Raw genomic sequence first — 16,633 nt, 5'->3', positions numbered from 1 at the left:
GATGGTCCGCGCCGCCTCCCCCATCCTCGTCGCCCTGCTCGTCGCCGGCAGCGGTTTCATGGAACTCCTCGATACGACCGTGATCACAACGGCATTGCCGCATATGGCGCGTACCTTCGGGGTGCATCCGATCGATCTCAACATTGGCATCACCGCCTACATGGTCATGCTGGCGGCGGGGATTCCGCTGAGCGGCTGGGCCGCGACCCGCTTCGGCACGCGCCGGGTCTTCGCCCTCGCGATCGCGCTTTTCACCATTGCCTCAGCGCTCTGTGGCCTCTCCAACGGGCTCTGGAGCTTTTTTGGTGCACGCATCCTGCAAGGGATGGGCGGGGCAATGATGGTGCCCGTGGGGCGGCTGGTCGTGCTGCGCGTGACCCCGAAAGCCGAGTTGATGCGGGCAACGGCCCTCATCACCTGGCCTGCCCTCGTCGCCCCCATCCTCGGCCCCGCTGTTGGCGGCGCCCTCACGACCTATGCCTCCTGGCGCTGGATCTTCTTCCTCAATTTGCCGCTCGGCCTGCTCGGTTTCCTCGCGACCCTTGCGCTGATCCACGACGATCATCGCGAGGCCACACCACTCGACCGTGTCGGGGCGCTGCTGAGCGGAGGTGCCGCGATCGCCCTGGTCTATGGGGCCAGTCTGCTCGGCAGCGCGTCCGGCAGCATCGCGCTGAGCGGCAGCCTGATTCTCGCCGGCCTCCTTGGAAGTGCAGCGCTCGTCTTGCATGCACGTCGGCATCCGCGGCCCTTGATCACCTTCGACGCGCTCCGCACACGCAGCTTCGCGACCACGGTCCGCGGTGGTTCCCTGGTCCGCCTCGCGATCAATGCCGTGCCCTTCCTGCTGCCGCTGCTCTTTCAACTGGGTTTCGGACGCAGTCCGGTGGCCGCCGGGTCGTTGCTCCTTGTTCTCTTTGTCGGAAATCTAGGCATCAAGCCCTTGACCAGCCCGCTGATGCGGCGCGTGGGTTTCCGCCGCGTGCTCCTGGTGAACGGCGTCCTCCTCGCCTTCACCTTCCTTGGCATGGCCCTCCTCACGCCGATGACGCCGGACTGGGCGCTCCTGCCCCTGTTGCTCCTCAGCGGCATGACCCGCTCGATCCAGTTCACCGCGATGAACACTCTCGCCTTCGCCGACGTCCCCAAGGCGGGGATGGCCTCGGCCAATACCCTCTTCAACCTCGCGCAGCAGGTGAGCTTCGGCCTCGGCGTCGCCGTCGGCGCCATTTTGCTCCGGCTCGGGGAGGCGCTCTTCGGCGGCACGATTGGGGTAGCGGCATTCCGCCTTGCCTTCGCCGGAATCTTCCTCCTCTGCCTTGTGGGCGTTGCCGATTTCCTTCTGCTCCACCCCGCCGCCGGTGCTGCAGTCAGTGGCCATCGGAGGGAGCAGGGCAGCCGATCGGCTTAGGCTCGCACTCGAAGGTGTCGTTTGAATTCAATGCTGCAGTTGCGGCATAGTGGGATCTATCGCGATCCGCCGCAGGAGCCCTTGAAGAATGTCCCTTGATCTCGCCTCCGAACTGTCCCGTCGGAGCGCCACCCCGGTGACGCCGATCGTGCCGGTCATCCTCTCCGGCGGCTCCGGCACCCGGCTGTGGCCCGTTTCGCGTGAGAGCTTCCCCAAGCAGTTCTGGCCCCTCGCTTCGGACAAGTCCCTGATCGCAGACACGGCCTTGCGCACCTTCGGCGCGCCCTTTGCTCCCCCTCTGGTCGTCTGCAACGAGGCGCATCGCTTCATGGTGGCTGAGCAGCTGCGTGAAGCCGGCGTGGACGGCGCCCGCATCCTGCTCGAGCCGGTGGGCCGCAACAGCGCCCCCGCGATCGCCGCCGCCGCCCTCGTGCTGGCTCAGGATGATCCGCAGGCCGTCATTTGCATGATGGCGGCCGACGCCGCGATCCCGGATGCCGAGGCGCTGCGCCAGGCACTGTTGACCGCGGCCGAGGTCGCTCACACCAACCGGGTGGTGACGCTCGGCATGCGGCCGACCAAACCCGAAACCGGCTTCGGCTATATCGAGATGGGCGCGGCGCTGCCCGAGATGCCGGCCGCCCACCAGCTGAGCCGCTTCATCGAAAAGCCGGATGCGGCCTTGGCAGAAAAGCTCATCGCCGGCGGCAACGTGCTGTGGAATTCCGGCATCTACGTCTTCACTGTCTCGACACTCCTGGAAGAGCTGCAGGCTCACGCACCGCATGTTCTGGCGACGGCGCGCAAGGCCGTGGAAGCCCGCACCACCGATCTGGACTTCATCCGCCTCGGCCGGGATGAATTCGCCGCCTGCCCTAACATCAGCATCGACTATGCCGTGGCCGAGCACACGAGCCGCGCTGCCGTGGTGCCGGTCTCCTTCGCCTGGTCGGACGTCGGCAGCTGGAGCGCCCTGTGGGAGCTCGGCGAGAAGGACGCGGGCGGCAACGTCGCCGTGGGCGACGCCGTGCTCGAAGACGCACGGAACTGCTACGTGCGCAGTGACGGCATCCTCGCGACCGTCCTCGGCCTCGAGGACGTGGTGCTGGTGGTGACCGAGGATGCGGTGCTCGCCACTCACAAGGACCGGGCGCAGGACGTCAAGAAAATCGTCGAACGCCTGAAGAAGGACCAGCGCCCGGAAGCGGTGAGCCACAATCTCAGCTACCGCCCCTGGGGCCATTACGAGGTGCTGATCCTGGGCGACCGGTTCCAGGTGAAGCGCATCGTGGTGAAGCCCGGCGAGAAGCTCTCGCTCCAGAGCCATTTCCATCGCGCCGAACATTGGGTGGTGGTCGAAGGCACCGCTATCGTGACGCGGGACGAGGAAGAGGTTCTGGTGCGGGAGAACGAGAGCATCTACCTGCCGCTCGGCTGCAAGCACCGGCTCTTCAACCCGGGCCGCATTCCGCTGACCCTGATCGAAGTACAGTCCGGCGCCTATCTGGGCGAGGACGACATCGTGCGCTTTCAGGACACCTACGGCCGCAGCTGAGCGCCGTACTTGGACCGCAGGAGCCTCAGTGTTCCTGCGGTCGGGTGACGGAAATCGTCGCGGTCTCCACGACCTGGGGCGCGGCGCGCGACGTCGCGACCGTCTCCTTCAAGAAACGCCGTGCCAGGGTGCCGTAAAGCGGCCGGCGGCAAACGAGCCGCGAGGCGGCATAACCCAGCCACGCCGTCGCCATGATCGGGATGGTCATCTGCTGATTGGCCGTCATTTCCAGCACGATGACGAAGGCGGTGATGGGCGCCTGCACCACCCCCGCGAAATATCCCACCATCCCCAGCAGCACGATGGCGCGCGCCGGGCTGTGCGGAAATAGCTGAGCGAGCCAGCTGCCGAGCGAGGCGCCAACCGAGAGCGAGGGCGCGAAGATGCCGCCCGGGATGCCGCTGAGGTAAGAAAAGACCGTCGCCAGAAATTTGAGGATGAAGAAGGTGACGGGCAGCCGCGCATCGCCCTCCACCAGCGCACGGGCCTGGGCATAGCCCGTGCCGTAGGTGGCGCCGTGCGACAACAGGCCGATGACCGCGATCGCGAGGCCGCAGAAACCCGCGAAACGAATGGGATGGCTCTTCACCCAGCGGCCGAGCCGTCCTGGCAGGCTGCTGGGCAAGGCGAGCAGCATCGCGCTAAAACAGCCGCCCAACAGGCCGCCGATGAGGCCGCAGAGGATGACGGCGACCCAGCCGCTGCCCAGCGGCAGCCCGACGCTAGTGACGCCGAAATAGGTGTAGTTGCCGGAGAGCGCGAGGGTCGCGATACCACCCAGGATCACCGCCGTCAGCACCATGCCGCTCGTGCGGGATTCGAAGCTGTGACTCAACTCTTCGATCGCGAAGACGATACCGGCGAGGGGTGTGTTGAAGGCGGCGGCGACACCCGCAGCGCCGCCCGCCAGCACCAGCCCACGCTGCGTCTCCACCCTGGGCAGGCTGAGCGCCCGGCCCAGGGCCTGCATGATCGAAGCGCCCACCTGCACCGTCGGGCCCTCGCGTCCGATCGAGGCACCAGAGGCAAGCCCCAGCAGGGTCAGCAGAACCTTGCCGAGACCCACGCGCAGCGACAGCACCCGCTCGACCATGCGTGAATCGGTCATTTTGAGCGCGGCGATGACCTGGGGAATGCCGCTGCCCTGAGCGCCTGGAAAGACTGTGCGGGTGAGATAAACGGACAGCGCGAAGCCTGTCGGCGCGATCAGCAGGACCAGCCAGGCCCGATGTCCGGCGGTCGCCGCCGTGAAGAGATCCTGCGCCCCATCTGCGAGGCGGGCGAAGGCGATTGCCACCAGGGCGACGATCGCGGCTCCCACCCAGAAGGCGATTCGCCGGGCCCACAAGCGGGGAGATGTCAGGGGAAACTGGCGCCAGAAGCGCAGGGAGCGCCGATCAAGTCGCATCGAGGGTTCCGGAGGTGCGGTCGGGTGGAAGAAAGCGGCTTCAACCCGGCTGCTGGGGAGCGGTCAGCCCCGACCCGAAGTCCTGCAGAGGGGGTTAATGGAGCATGGGAGACAGCGTCAAGGAGCGAAGCAGCCGGGGGCGCCGACCCAGCACCATTCCGTCCCGCCCGGAATTCTTGGCCTCATACAGCCGGCCGTCGGCAATGCTGAGAACGTCGGCCGGGGTCGGCGCTTCGCTGGAGCGGGCAAGACCGATGCTGAGGGTCACCTGAAGCTCGCGGTGGATGCGCGCCCAATTCCAGTTGCGTACGACCTGACAGACGCGAAGGCAGGTGCGGGCCGACCGCAGTTCGTCCCCATCGAGCATCAGCAGCACGAACTCCTCGCCACCGTAGCGGAACAGCAGATCCTCCGGATTGGTCGCGATCCGCAGCGCCCGCGCGACTTCGCGGAGCACCTCGTCTCCCAAGAGATGGGTAAAGCGGTCGTTGATCTGCTTGAAGTGGTCGAGGTCGATCATCGCCAGGCTATAGCTCCGGGCGCCGTCCAGGGTGATGGCGAGCAACGCGCTCTCGAGGCCGCGCCGGTTCGGCAGGCCCGTCAGCACATCCTCCATGCTCGCGCTCATCAGCAGAGCGGCCTGTTGCGCCAAGGCCCGGTTCATCTCCTCCAGCCCATCCGCGCGCGACCGCTCCGCCTCGACGCGGGCCTGCAACTGCCGGGTCTCGTAGCGGATCGCGGCGACGCGGGAACGCGCAAGAGAGGATTCGGTGCTCCGCCGCAGGAAACGCTTGTGATACTCGCGGTGCCAGCGCAGCGCCTGCTCGAACTCGCCCCGCACGGCCAGACAGTCCGACAGCAGCAGGCAACAGGGTACGCCGATTTCGAGATCCGAGGTCTCTTCCGCGAGGGTGGCACAGGAGAGGAGAGCGCCGATGGCCGCCTCATGCTCGCCCTCTGCGTGCCGCAACCGGCCAAGAGCGAGCAGGTAATAGAGGCGGGATCGCGCGCCCGAGCCGCCCTGCAACTTGTCCCAATCCTCCAGCAGCCGCGCCGCTTCGCCGCGCTGGCCGCGAAGCAGATGGAAGTCGGCAAGGGAGCAAAGAACGATTCGGCCGGTCCAGCTGTCGCGCGTCAGAGAGGTGAGCGACAGCGCCTCCGCCGCCAGCGTCAAGGCGCGGTCGAGCCTCGCCTCGTCCGGAGCCTCGCCGGCATCCCGCTGCTGCTTCCAGATCGCGGCCTCGATGTCGGCGAGGTTGATGAGCCAGCGGCCGAGATCGACTGGATCGCCGACGTTTCGGGCGACGGCGACGGCGCTTTCCGCAAATTGCAGCGCGCGGTCAAGCTGGCCCAGCATCCAGTAAACGACGCCGACCACGTTGAGGCAGGTGGAGATGGCCCGGTCTTCGCGGGAGTGTTCGGCGCATTCAAGGCCGAGCATCGCCTCGTCCAGTGCCTCATTCGGGGCGCCGATCTCGATCAGCAGCCAAGCGTGGATGGCGCGGGCCCAGCCCTCGCGGGGTTTGTCACCGATCGACTGGAAAAAGTCGCGCGCCGAGAGGACATGCAGGATGCCCTCTTCGTAATAGGCCTGCATGAAGCAGTACCAGCCGAGGTGGCAGGCAGCGAGGGCGCGCTGGGCCTCGTCGTTGCTGGCGGCTGCCTCGTCGTGCACCCGCTGCGCCAGCGCGGTCGCGGTCTCGATCTGGCCTTGGCACGAAAGATCCCACGCCCGCTGGAGAAGCGGGCCCATCATCGTGAATGGGAGAATAGGAGCGTCTCCCGGCTCACCATGGATGGTTTCCGGAGTCTCGATCATGCCCTCCGCCGCGAGCTTGTGCTCAGAAGGGGATTTCGTCGTCCAAGTCACCACCGCGGCCGGGCCCGCTGTCCCAGCCGGAGGAGGCCGGGGCCCGCGCCGCGGCCGGTCGCTCGCTGCGGCCGCCGCCAAAGCTGCTTCCGCCTGAGGCGCCCATGCTGCCCCCTTCCGCCCGATCGAGCAGGACGAGTTCGGCGCCGATCCGGCCGAGCATCACCTCGGTCGTATACCGGTCCTGCCCTTGCTGGTCGGTCCATTTGCGCGTCTGCAGCTTGCCCTCGACATAGACCTTGCTGCCCTTGCGCAGGAAGCGCTCGGCCACGTCTGCCAGCCGGTCGTTCATGATGACGACGCTGTGCCACTCCGTGCGTTCCTGACGCTCGCCGCTCGCCTTGTCGTTCCAGCTTTCGGAGGTCGCGATCCGAAGATTGACGATCTTCATGCCGGACTGGGTGTTGCGCACCTCCGGGTCTCTGCCGAGGTTTCCGATGAGGGTTACCTTGTTGACGCTACCCGCCATGTTCTCAGTCTCCGTCGGCCGTCAGTCTTGGAAAGGAACCAGCCTAGTTGAATTTGCCCGAGGCAGCCAGCCACCTGACGCGCTGCGCCTCGATTCCGCAGCGGCAGCTCGCCATCCGCCGCAACGCATTAATTCCACAATCGCAACATAAACAAACCAACACAAGGGCTGGCCGCGGCATCTCTTTACAATCCCGCCCCTGGTCCCAATCTGCACGAGGCGCGGCGGCATCCCGTCCCACGGTTCCTCTCGGAAAGGGTCCCCTGCAAGAGGGGCGCTCGACGGCGCGCTTCAAAGCTTGTACGTGAACAAGTCACGAACATCAATCGAGAATGCGGTCTTCGAGAGTGGCACAGAATCCTGGCGGCGCCTTCATCACCGTGCGCGGAGCACGCGAACACAATCTCAAGAACGTCGATGTCTCGATTCCCCGTGACAGCCTGGTCGTCATCACCGGCCTTTCGGGTTCGGGCAAGTCGTCGCTCGCCTTCGACACGATCTACGCCGAAGGCCAGCGCCGCTACGTAGAAAGCCTGTCGTCCTATGCCCGCCAGTTCCTGGAGCTGATGGGCAAGCCGGACGTCGACAGCATCGAGGGCCTGTCGCCCGCCATTTCCATCGAGCAGAAGACCACCAGCCGCAATCCGCGCTCAACTGTGGGCACGGTGACGGAAATCCACGACTATATGCGCCTACTCTGGGCGCGCGCCGGCATTCCTTACTCTCCGGCCACCGGCCTGCCGATCGAGGCGCAGACCGTCAGCCAGATGGTCGATCGCGTCATGGCCATGCCGGAGGGCACGCGGCTGCTCCTCCTCGCTCCCGTGGTGCGGGACCGCAAGGGCGAGTATCGCAAGGAACTGGCCGAGCTGCAGCGCCGCGGCTTCACCCGGGTCAAGGTGGACGGCACGCTCTATGAGATCGGCGAAGTACCGAACCTTAACCGCAAGCTCAAGCATACGATCGAGGCGGTGGTGGACCGGATCGTCGTGCGGCCTGGGATCGAGGCGCGGTTGGCCGACAGCTTCGAGACGGCGATCGGCCTGGCCGACGGCATCGCCTATGCCGAGCCGCCGGACGCGCCGGAGGATGGCAGCGCACGCATCACCTTCTCCTCCCGCTTTGCCTGCCCGGTCAGCGGCTTTACGATCGAGGAGATCGAGCCGCGGCTCTTCAGCTTCAACTCGCCGCATGGCGCCTGCCCGGCCTGCGACGGGCTCGGTATGGAAACCTTCTTCGACGGCCAGCTCGTGGTGCCGGACGACCGGCGGCCCCTGAATGCGGGCGCCGTCGCCCCCTGGGCCAATGCCCAGAGTCCCTATTACGACCAGACGCTGCAGGGGCTTGCCCGCCACTTCAAGATCAAGATGACGACGCCATGGGGCGAGCTGCCGCAGCGCGCGCGCGACGGCATCCTGTTCGGAACCGGCAGCGACCCCGTGGAACTGACCTACAAGGACGGGGTACGCGCCTATAACGTGACCAAGCCGTTCGAGGGCGTGCTGCGCAACCTCGAACGCCGCTGGAAAGAGACGGATAGCGCCTGGGTGCGCGAGGAACTGTCGCGATACCAAGCCGAAAAGCCCTGCGCCGTCTGTCACGGCGCGCGGTTGAAGCCGGAAGCTCTCGCGGTCAAAGTTGCCGGCAGTACCATCGCCGAAAGCTCGGACCTCGCCATTCGCGAGGCCCTGCCCTGGTTCGAGGGGGTGGAGCGGCAGCTGACACCACAGCGGCAGGAGATCGCCCGACGCATCCTGCGCGAGATCATCGACCGCCTGCGCTTCCTCATGGATGTCGGGCTCGACTATCTCACCCTGTCCCGCAGCTCGACCACCCTGTCCGGCGGCGAGAGCCAGCGCATCCGCCTCGCGAGCCAGATCGGCTCCGGCCTCACGGGCGTGCTTTACGTGCTGGACGAGCCCTCCATCGGCCTGCACCAGCGCGACAACGAGCGCCTGCTGGGCACCCTCCGCCGTCTGAAATCGCTCGGCAATACCGTCCTCGTGGTGGAGCATGACGAGGATGCCATCCGGGCCGCCGACCACGTGATCGACATGGGGCCAGCAGCGGGCATTCACGGCGGCCGCGTCATCGCGCAGGGCACGCCCGCGGAGGTCGCCGCCGATCCCAATTCCATCACAGGCGCCTATCTCTCGGGCCGCCAGCGCATCGCCGTGCCGGAAAAGCGCCGCCCGGTGGACCCGAAGCGCATGCTTCGTCTGGTCGGCGCGACCGGCAACAACCTGAAGAACGTGACGGCGGAAATTCCTCTCGGCACCTTCACCTGCATTACCGGCGTCTCGGGCGGCGGCAAGTCCACCCTCGTCATCGACACGCTCTATAAGGCGGTATCGCGCCGGCTGATGGGTTCCGGCGAGGTTCCGGCCCCTTACGAGGCGATCGAAGGGCTGGAACTGCTCGACAAGATCATCGACATCGACCAGTCCCCCATCGGACGCACGCCCCGATCCAATCCCGCGACCTACACCGATCTCTTCACGCCCATCCGGGACTGGTTCTCCGAACTCCCCGAAAGCCGGGCGCGCGGCTACAAGGCCGGCCGCTTCAGCTTCAACGTCAAGGGGGGCCGCTGCGAGGCCTGCTCGGGCGATGGCGTGCTGAAGATCGAGATGCACTTCCTGCCCGATGTCTTCGTCACTTGCGACGTCTGCAAGGGCAAGCGCTACAACCGCGAAACGCTGGAAGTGAAATTCCGCGACAAGTCGATCGCGGACGTGCTGGACATGAGCGTGGAGGAGGCCATCCCCTTCTTCTCCGCCGTGCCGCGCATTCATGACCGGCTGAACCTGCTTGCCCAGGTCGGCTTGGGCTACGTCAAGCTGGGCCAACAGGCGACGACGCTCTCGGGGGGCGAAGCGCAGCGCATCAAGCTCGCCAAGGAACTGGCCCGCCGGGCGACCGGACGGACCATCTATATCCTGGACGAACCGACCACGGGCCTGCACTTCGAAGACGTGCGCAAGCTGCTCGAAGTGCTGCATGCCCTGGTCGATCAGGGCAATTCGGTGGTGGTGATCGAGCATAATCTGGAGGTCATCAAGACCGCGGACTGGATCCTCGATCTGGGCCCCGAGGGTGGAGACGGCGGCGGGCGCATCGTTGCGGAGGGGCGGCCGGAAGACATCGCCGCCAATCCGGCGAGCCATACCGGGCGTTTCTTGGCTCCCTTGCTCGAAGGCCAGGTGGTGCAGGAAAGGCCCCGCGCCCGTCGGCGGCGGGCCTGAGAGGAAGAAGAGCCCCGCATCGCCGGCAAGGGAGAGGCCAGGCGGACGGGGGTGTCCATCCTTCACAACCGCATCATAGTTGAGGAGCGCACCCAATCGGATGCCCCGCCGCCCCGCGGCGGCGGTTTCTCCAGACAAGGAGATCGCCCGATGACGATCCAAGAGATCCTGCAACACAAGCGCGAGCAACCGGTGCTCGTCCGCCCGACCGAGACCGTGCTCTCCATCGTCCGCTTGATGCGGGAGAAGCACGTCAGCGCCGTCATCGTCGAAGATGACCACCTGCAGCCAGCGTTGATCTTTACCGAGCGCGACCTTGGCAAGGCCATCGCCAAGCACGGCGCCGGCGCTCTCTCCATGGCGGTCGGGCCGCTGAGCAGCGCGCCCCTCGTCACCTGCACGCCGAACGAGCGCCTGGAGGTTGCTCTCGCCACCATGACGCTCGCCAACGTCCGCCACCTTGTCGTGCTGGACGGCACGGCTCTCGCCGGTGTCGTCAGCATCGTCGATCTCGTCCGGCAGCGTCTGCAGGACAAGGAATTCGAGGCGCGCGTCCTGCTCGACCTCTCGCGCCTGCATTCGTGAGGTCGCCATGCGCCCGATCCCCTATCGCCACGCCCTGATCATCGGCGCCGGCACCGGGATCAGCGGTGCCTTGACCCGACAGCTGGCAGCCGCCGGCCTCGCGGTCTCTCTTGCGGCACGCGACACGGCGAAGCTGGCAGGACTCGTCGCGGAGACGGGCGCCCGCCCCGTCGCGGCGGATGCGGCCGATCCCGCGTCCGTCTCCCGTCTTTTCCAGACGGTGGAGGCGGCGCTCGGGCCGCCGGACGTCGTCATCTACAATGCGAGCGGCCGGGTACGCGGGCCGCTGAGCAGCCTCGATCCGGAGGCGGTGCGCCGCGCGATCGAAGTCACGGCCTTCGGCGGCTTCCTCGCCGTGCAGGAAGCGGCGCGGCGCATGGAACCCTCAGGCCGCGGCGCCATCCTGCTGACCGGCGCTTCCGCCAGCCACAAGGGTTTTGCCCAGTCCGCACCCTTTGCCATGGGCAAATTCGCGCTGCGGGGTCTGGCGCAGAGTGCGGCGCGGGAATTGGGGCCGAAGGGCATCCACGTCGCCCACATCAACATCGATGGCGCGGTGCGCAGCGCGGCGCGCGCGGAGCCCGCAGACGCGCCGGACAGCATGCTGGACCCGGAGGCGATCGCCGAAACCTATCTTGCCCTGCTGCGCCAGCCGCGCAGCGCGTGGTCCTTCGAGGTTGAGCTGCGGCCCTGGGTCGAGCCGTTCTGACCCGTCAGAACGGCGCCTCTGCCATATGCCAAAGAACACCGGAAGGGTCATGGATGAAACCCACTTTCATCCCCCAGGGCTGGATCGCCGGCGGCCGCGGCGGTTTGACCGCGAAGTCCTGCATCAGTGCCGCAAAGTCGATCCCGGCCCAGAAGCTGTCGACGTTCCGCACCAGCAGCTGAAGCATCAGGTTCTCTGCGAGGTCCGGCTTGTAGAAATCCTGAAGGATGAAGCTGAAACTACCGAGCTTGAGTACGGCGATCGGCGTCTCCTCCAGCGTTATGCGGAAGCCCAGCGCCCCGTAGAAGCGCTTGGAGAGGGCAAAATCCTTCGCGGGCACAAAAGGCCTGAGCGCGAGAACCTGGTCCAACGATCCCTCCCCTGAATCCGCGCCGTCACCATAGCGCATGGACGCCTCCCATGCGCCTCTCTTGCGCTGCCCCGTCAGCTAGGCTTGAACCGCCGCCCTTTGACGAGACGAGACGCCTGGGCATGACCGAACGAGTGGGTATTGACTTCGGAACCACGAACAGCGTGCTCGCGCGGCTGCTCCCCGACGGCGGCATCGCCACCACGCGATACGCCCTTGGAAGCCGTGAATTCGAGGTCTTCCGCACCGTCCTCTGTTTCTGGCAGGAGAAGACGCGCGGCCGCCCGCGCCTGCAGCATGCCGCAGGCCCCTACGCGGTCGAAGCCTACGTCAACGATCCCATGGACAGCCGGCTGATCATGTCCATGAAGACCTATCTCGCCCAACATAGCTTCACGCGCACCAACATCGCCGGAAAGCTCTTCTCGCTCGAAGACATGATCGGAACCTTCCTGGACGCGCTGGCGGAGGGACGCCAGAGGGGTATGCATGTCACGGCGGGGCGGCCGGTTCGCTTCGCGGGCGAACACGCCGACGACGATTTCGGCGAGCAGCGGCTGCGCGCTGCCTTTGCACAGGCGGGTTTCGCGGCGGTCGACGTCGCGCTGGAGCCGGAGGCTGCCGGTTACCGCTTCGCGCGGACGCTGGACGGACCGGCGACCGTGCTGGTGGGGGATTTCGGCGGCGGCACCTCCGACTTTTCCGTCATGCGCTTCGATCCGCGCGGCGCGGCACCGGTCACCGCCCTGGGCTATGCCGGCGTTGGCATCGCCGGCGATACCTTCGACTACCGGATCATCGATCATGTCGTCTCGCCGCTGCTCGGCAAGGGCGACCATTACCGGGTCATGGGGACGGCCCTGCCGGTGCCGCCCGAGTATTTCGCCGGTTTCGCGCGCTGGCACCGGCTGTCGCTGATGCGCGCGCCGCGCACCCTACGCGCCATCGAGGAGGTGGCAGCCGCGAGCGACCACCCGGAGAAGCTGCGCACCCTCATCCGCATCATCGAGGAGGAGCTGGGCTATCAGCTCTACCAGACGGTGAGCGCGGTGAAGGCGGAACTCTCGACGGCGGAGGAGGCCGTGCTGCACTTCGATCATGGGGGGCTCGCGGTGGAACGCCGCATCACCCGCGCTGAGTTCGAGGGCTGGATCGCGGCAGACCTCGTGCGGATGGGGGCCGCCGTCGATCAGGCGCTGGATCGGGCGGGGCTGCGGGCCACGGAGATCGACCGCGTCTTCCTCACCGGCGGCACCTCCTTCGTCCCGGCGGTCCGTGCCCTCTTCGCCCAGCGCTTCGGTGCGGAAAAACTCTCAGGCGGCGGCGAATTCGTCTCGGTCGCCGAGGGCTTGGCTCTCATCGGGAAGGACCGCGCTACGGCGCAGGCAGACTAACGCTTCGGTAATGCATAGGCGCGTTGTTCGCGCAGGCGGCAGGAAGTAGCGTGCCGCCGCCGCACCACCCCTAGGAGAGCCGCATGCGCCCCGCACGCCGTCCGTCCCGCGCCCGCTTCCCCATCCTCGGCACCATCGCCGCGGCGCTTCTCATCGGGAGCGCAGCGGGTGCGGGTGCGCAGACGGCCTGTGGTGTTCCCCCCTCGGGCCTCGTGCGCCTCTGGGCCGGCCTCGGCTGCCAAGGCCAGTCGGTGGACGTGACGGTCAGCAGCCTGATCCATGACTTTCCCGCCTATTCCATCTCCAATGGCACGGGCCAATGGATCGCGGTCTCGGACAATGCGAGCCCGGCGGATGCCGATCACACGCTCTTCGTTCAGAACGGCTGCTACTATGGCGATCTGAGCGCCTTCCATCTGGGCGGCGGCCAATCCTGGGTTGGCAATATCCGCGCCATCTCCATCCTGCCGTCAGGCGGCACGCCCGACACCTTCCCGGGCGGAGGCGACCGCGTGATCGGCCGCTGCCACTGACGCGCCGGGGTTGCCGGCGCCGCTGATGCTCTTTCTCGTCTCGAAGCTGCTCTGGCTCGTCTGTGCGCCGAGCATGATGCTGCTTCTGCTCGGCTGTCTCGGGCTCGCCCTGCTCTATCACCATCGGCGGCGCGCCGGCCTTCTGTGCCTCAGCCTCTCGCTCGGCAGCTTCGTCGCGATCGCGGTGCTGCCCATCGGGGATCTGTGGCTCGGCACGCTCGAGAACCGGTTCCCCGAAATGCGGACCCTGCCGCCGGCGGTGACCGGCATCATCGTCCTCGGCGGCGCGGTGGAAACGGATCTTTCCGAAGCGCGCGGCATGCCGTCACTCAATGCCGCCGCGGAGCGGATGACCAGCCTCGTCGCCCTCGCGCGCCACTATCCCGACGCTCGGCTCGCCTTCACTGGCGGCAACGGGCTGCTGATTCACGGCAAGATGAATGAAGCGACGGTCGCGCGTGCATTGTTCACCGAACTCGGCCTCGACCAGAACCGGATCACCTATGAGGGCCGGTCGCGCACCACCTACGAGAACGCGGTTCTGCTGAAAGCCGAAATGCATCCGCAGCCAGGCGAAACTTGGCTGCTGGTGACCTCCGCCTGGCACATGCCCCGCTCCGTCGGCCTCTTTCGCCGCGCCGGCTGGACGGTCCTGCCCTATCCCGTCGGATACAAGACGGCACCCGACCCCATCATGGCCTTTCGCGGCAGCTTCCCAGAGCGCCTCGAACTGGTCGATCTCGCGGCGCATGAATGGGCCGGCTTGATCGCCTACTGGCTGATGGGCCGCACCTCGGCGCTCTTTCCCGCACCGCAGGCGGTCACGCCGAGATAGGGCACCGGATCCACCCGTTTTCCGTCGATCGCGATTTCGAAATAAAGATGCGTGCCGAGCGTCAGCCCTGTGCGGCCGATCCGGCCGATCCAGTCCCCGGCGTGGAGCGTCCGGGCACCGTTGGCGATGCGCGGCGCGACCATGCCGAGGTGGGCATAGAGCGCACGGAACCCCTTGTGCTGGACCAGGATTTCGAGGCCGCCCATCCCTTTGCGGTCGATTCGGATGATCTGCCCGACCGCCACCGCCCGCACCTGTGCGCCGGCCGCGGCGCGCAAGTCGACGCCCCAATGATAGTGGCCCGAGACCGGCGCCTGCGGCAGGAAGCGCGGGCCGAAGGGTGAGGTGACGCAGCCAGGCGTGACCGGCCGGAGCAGCGGGCCGATTGCGGATGGAACCGGTGGCCTGGCCGGTGGGGCTGCCGCCACCAGTGCGGGCAGGCAGAGCGCCGCGAGCCAAGGCGCCAAACGGATGGTGGCGCCCCGCATACGACCAAAATCACATCTAGGCACTGGAATCGGAACCCCCTAGTTTGCACCGCCCGAACCGGTTCCGGCGTAGGAAACCCTCATGTTGAAATTCGTCGTCGGGGCAGCTCTGGCCGCCCTTCCCATCCTTTTTGCCATCCATCCGGCCCGGGCGCAGGCCAGCGACGACCTCACCGCCGGCAGCTTCCTTCTTCGCGGCCGCGTCGTCGGCGTCCTGCCGAAACATGGCGCGACGACGATCCATCCCATCGGCGGTTACTTCGACAATTCCAACTCGGTCACGCCGGAGATCGATCTCTCCTACTTCTTCACGGACCATCTGGCGATCGAGGGTGAGACCGGCATCGTTCACGAGACGCTGACGGCCGTCGGCACGCGGCTCGGCACGGTGCCGATCGGCAAGGTTTCGGCCGTTCCGATCATCGTAACCGGGCAGTATCACTTCCGCCCGCACGCCCGCCTCAACCCCTATCTCGGCATCGGCATCGCCATCACGCCCTATTTCGATACCGAACCGGCGGGCGGGCGGATCCAGCAGCTCTCCATCAGCTCCGAAGTGGGCGCGGCCTTCCAAATGGGCGTGGACTATCGGGTGCAGGGGCCGTGGTACGCGAATTTCGACGTGAAGAAGCTGCTGCTCTCCGCCGATGCCTCGGCCAATAATGGCCGGCTCAGCTCATCGGGGCAGATCAACCCTTGGGTCATCGGCGCTGGCATCGGCTATCGCTTCTAACCGCGCTGGACTTCCGCGCCAGAACGGGGCACCTCGCCGCTTCCACCACCCGGATCGGATGATGGCTGCCCAAACGTCTCCCCTGCCTCTGCTGATCATGGGCTACGGCGCCTTCGGTCAGGCCCTCGCCTTGGAGCTGACCGCGCGGGGCGACATCGCAACCACGGTCTATTGCCGGCGGCCGGTGGAAACGGAGCACCCTTCTCCAGGCGTCCATCGGTTTGTGCATGATCTCGCGGCAGTTGACCTCACCGCCTATGCGGTCGTCGTGCTTGCGGTGCCGAGCGGAGCCCTCGCCGCCGTGCTGGACGCTATCCCGCGGCGCGGCGGCAAAGCGACGCTCGTCTCCTGCATCAAAGGAATGGATGCCGAGACGCATGAATTCCCGACCGACCTGATCGCCCGACATCTGCCGGGCCATGCCGTGGCCATGCTGTCGGGGCCGACCTTCGCCGGGGAGATGCTTGCCGGGCACCGGGCCTGGATGTCGCTCGCCTGCACCGATCCGGCGCAGGGGATTTGGGTTGCGGATCGGCTGTCGGGCCCGAAACTGTCCATCAGCCATAGCCCCGATCTGCGCGGGCTGGAAATCATCGGCGTCGCCAAGAACATCATCGCGATCGGTGCCGGTCTCGCTCAGGGGCTCGGCCTCGGCGAGAACACACGGGCGAGCTACGTCGCGCGGGGCATCGCCGAGCTGCAGCGTCTGCTTCCCGCCCTCGGTGGCAGGGCGGAGACCGTGATGACGCCGGGCGGCCTCGGCGATCTGGTGCTCACCTGCACCTCGGCGCAGTCGCGCAACTACCGATTCGGCGTCGACCTCGGCCAGGGTCTCGGCGGCACGGCAACGGCCCCGGACGGGCCAGTGCCGCTGGCCGAAGGCAGCCGCTCGATCGCCGCCTTCCTCGCCTTCATCCGCCGGTCCGGGGCGGCGTCGCCCTTCTTCGAAGGCTTGGCCGCCGCCATGGCCAACCCGCCGGAGATGCGGCCCCGGCTGCTGAAGACGATCGATTGAGGGGAGGGAGGGC

The 16,633-nt window shown here is 66.9% G+C and carries 15 protein-coding genes; 10 read left to right on the top strand and 5 right to left on the bottom strand.

Features of this window, described 5'->3' with window-relative positions:
• The first annotated feature begins 1 nt into the window (after position 1).
• Together ACYQ6W_RS03200 and ACYQ6W_RS03195 are read left to right on the top strand one after the other, a co-directional pair.
• Positions 2-1,411, top strand: coding sequence for an MFS transporter (locus ACYQ6W_RS03200; RefSeq protein WP_459673535.1), 1,410 nt, complete (start codon positions 2-4; stop codon positions 1,409-1,411).
• Positions 1,412-1,499: 88 nt separating this feature from the next.
• Positions 1,500-2,966: a mannose-1-phosphate guanylyltransferase/mannose-6-phosphate isomerase gene (locus ACYQ6W_RS03195; protein WP_459673534.1), complete on the top strand. Its 1,467-nt coding sequence runs from the start codon at positions 1,500-1,502 to the stop codon at positions 2,964-2,966.
• Between the two features lie 25 nt (positions 2,967-2,991).
• On the opposite strand, the gene ACYQ6W_RS03190 is transcribed toward ACYQ6W_RS03195, so the two are convergent.
• From ACYQ6W_RS03190 to ssb, 3 genes are all read right to left on the bottom strand, one after another.
• Complete coding sequence (locus ACYQ6W_RS03190; RefSeq protein WP_459673533.1) at positions 2,992-4,374, bottom strand: chloride channel protein; 1,383 nt, start codon at positions 4,372-4,374, stop codon at positions 2,992-2,994.
• A gap of 94 nt (positions 4,375-4,468) precedes the next feature.
• Positions 4,469-6,193, bottom strand: coding sequence for a GGDEF domain-containing protein (locus ACYQ6W_RS03185; RefSeq protein WP_459673532.1), 1,725 nt, complete (start codon positions 6,191-6,193; stop codon positions 4,469-4,471).
• 22 nt (positions 6,194-6,215) lie between these two features.
• Entirely contained in the window at positions 6,216-6,713 is a 498-nt protein-coding gene (ssb, locus tag ACYQ6W_RS03180) for a single-stranded DNA-binding protein (RefSeq protein WP_459673531.1), read from the bottom strand.
• A gap of 347 nt (positions 6,714-7,060) precedes the next feature.
• On the opposite strand from ssb, the gene uvrA reads away from it, so the two are divergent.
• The 3 genes from uvrA (at position 7,061) to ACYQ6W_RS03165 (ending at position 11,252) form a co-directional block, all read left to right on the top strand.
• Positions 7,061-9,958 (top strand): excinuclease ABC subunit UvrA, encoded by a 2,898-nt coding sequence (gene uvrA, locus ACYQ6W_RS03175; RefSeq protein ID WP_459673530.1) that lies wholly within the window; start codon positions 7,061-7,063, stop codon positions 9,956-9,958.
• A 150-nt stretch (positions 9,959-10,108) separates the two neighbouring features.
• Entirely contained in the window at positions 10,109-10,543 is a 435-nt protein-coding gene (locus ACYQ6W_RS03170; protein WP_459673529.1) for a CBS domain-containing protein, read from the top strand.
• 7 nt (positions 10,544-10,550) lie between these two features.
• Positions 10,551-11,252, top strand: coding sequence for an SDR family NAD(P)-dependent oxidoreductase (locus ACYQ6W_RS03165; RefSeq protein WP_459673528.1), 702 nt, complete (start codon positions 10,551-10,553; stop codon positions 11,250-11,252).
• 4 nt (positions 11,253-11,256) lie between these two features.
• Here ACYQ6W_RS03165 and ACYQ6W_RS03160 read toward each other — a convergent pair whose 3' ends face one another.
• Positions 11,257-11,622, bottom strand: coding sequence for a VOC family protein (locus ACYQ6W_RS03160; RefSeq protein ID WP_459673527.1), 366 nt, complete (start codon positions 11,620-11,622; stop codon positions 11,257-11,259).
• A 122-nt stretch (positions 11,623-11,744) separates the two neighbouring features.
• Here ACYQ6W_RS03160 and ACYQ6W_RS03155 point away from each other — a divergent pair, with 122 nt between their 5' ends.
• From ACYQ6W_RS03155 to ACYQ6W_RS03145, 3 genes are all read left to right on the top strand, one after another.
• Positions 11,745-13,016: an Hsp70 family protein gene (locus tag ACYQ6W_RS03155; protein WP_459673526.1), complete on the top strand. Its 1,272-nt coding sequence runs from the start codon at positions 11,745-11,747 to the stop codon at positions 13,014-13,016.
• A gap of 83 nt (positions 13,017-13,099) precedes the next feature.
• Complete coding sequence (locus tag ACYQ6W_RS03150; protein ID WP_459673525.1) at positions 13,100-13,549, top strand: hypothetical protein; 450 nt, start codon at positions 13,100-13,102, stop codon at positions 13,547-13,549.
• 25 nt (positions 13,550-13,574) lie between these two features.
• Positions 13,575-14,384 carry a YdcF family protein gene (locus ACYQ6W_RS03145; RefSeq protein ID WP_459673524.1) on the top strand — a complete coding sequence of 270 codons (810 nt, stop codon included), beginning with the start codon at positions 13,575-13,577 and terminating at the stop codon, positions 14,382-14,384.
• Here ACYQ6W_RS03145 and ACYQ6W_RS03140 read toward each other — a convergent pair.
• Positions 14,321-14,872 (bottom strand): M23 family metallopeptidase, encoded by a 552-nt coding sequence (locus ACYQ6W_RS03140; RefSeq protein ID WP_459673523.1) that lies wholly within the window; start codon positions 14,870-14,872, stop codon positions 14,321-14,323. The genes ACYQ6W_RS03145 and ACYQ6W_RS03140 overlap by 64 nt on opposite strands.
• Before the next feature lie 82 nt (positions 14,873-14,954).
• Here ACYQ6W_RS03140 and ACYQ6W_RS03135 point away from each other — a divergent pair, with 82 nt between their 5' ends.
• Positions 14,955-15,605, top strand: a complete 651-nt coding sequence (locus ACYQ6W_RS03135) for an OmpW/AlkL family protein (RefSeq protein ID WP_459673522.1) — start codon at positions 14,955-14,957, stop codon at positions 15,603-15,605.
• Positions 15,606-15,666: 61 nt separating this feature from the next.
• Complete coding sequence (locus tag ACYQ6W_RS03130) at positions 15,667-16,620, top strand: NAD(P)H-dependent glycerol-3-phosphate dehydrogenase (RefSeq protein ID WP_459673521.1); 954 nt, start codon at positions 15,667-15,669, stop codon at positions 16,618-16,620.
• The last annotated feature ends 13 nt before the right edge of the window (positions 16,621-16,633 follow it).

The organism is Acidisoma sp. 7E03 (assembly GCF_054665075.1).
This window is presented reverse-complemented; position numbering and strand designations above follow the sequence as displayed.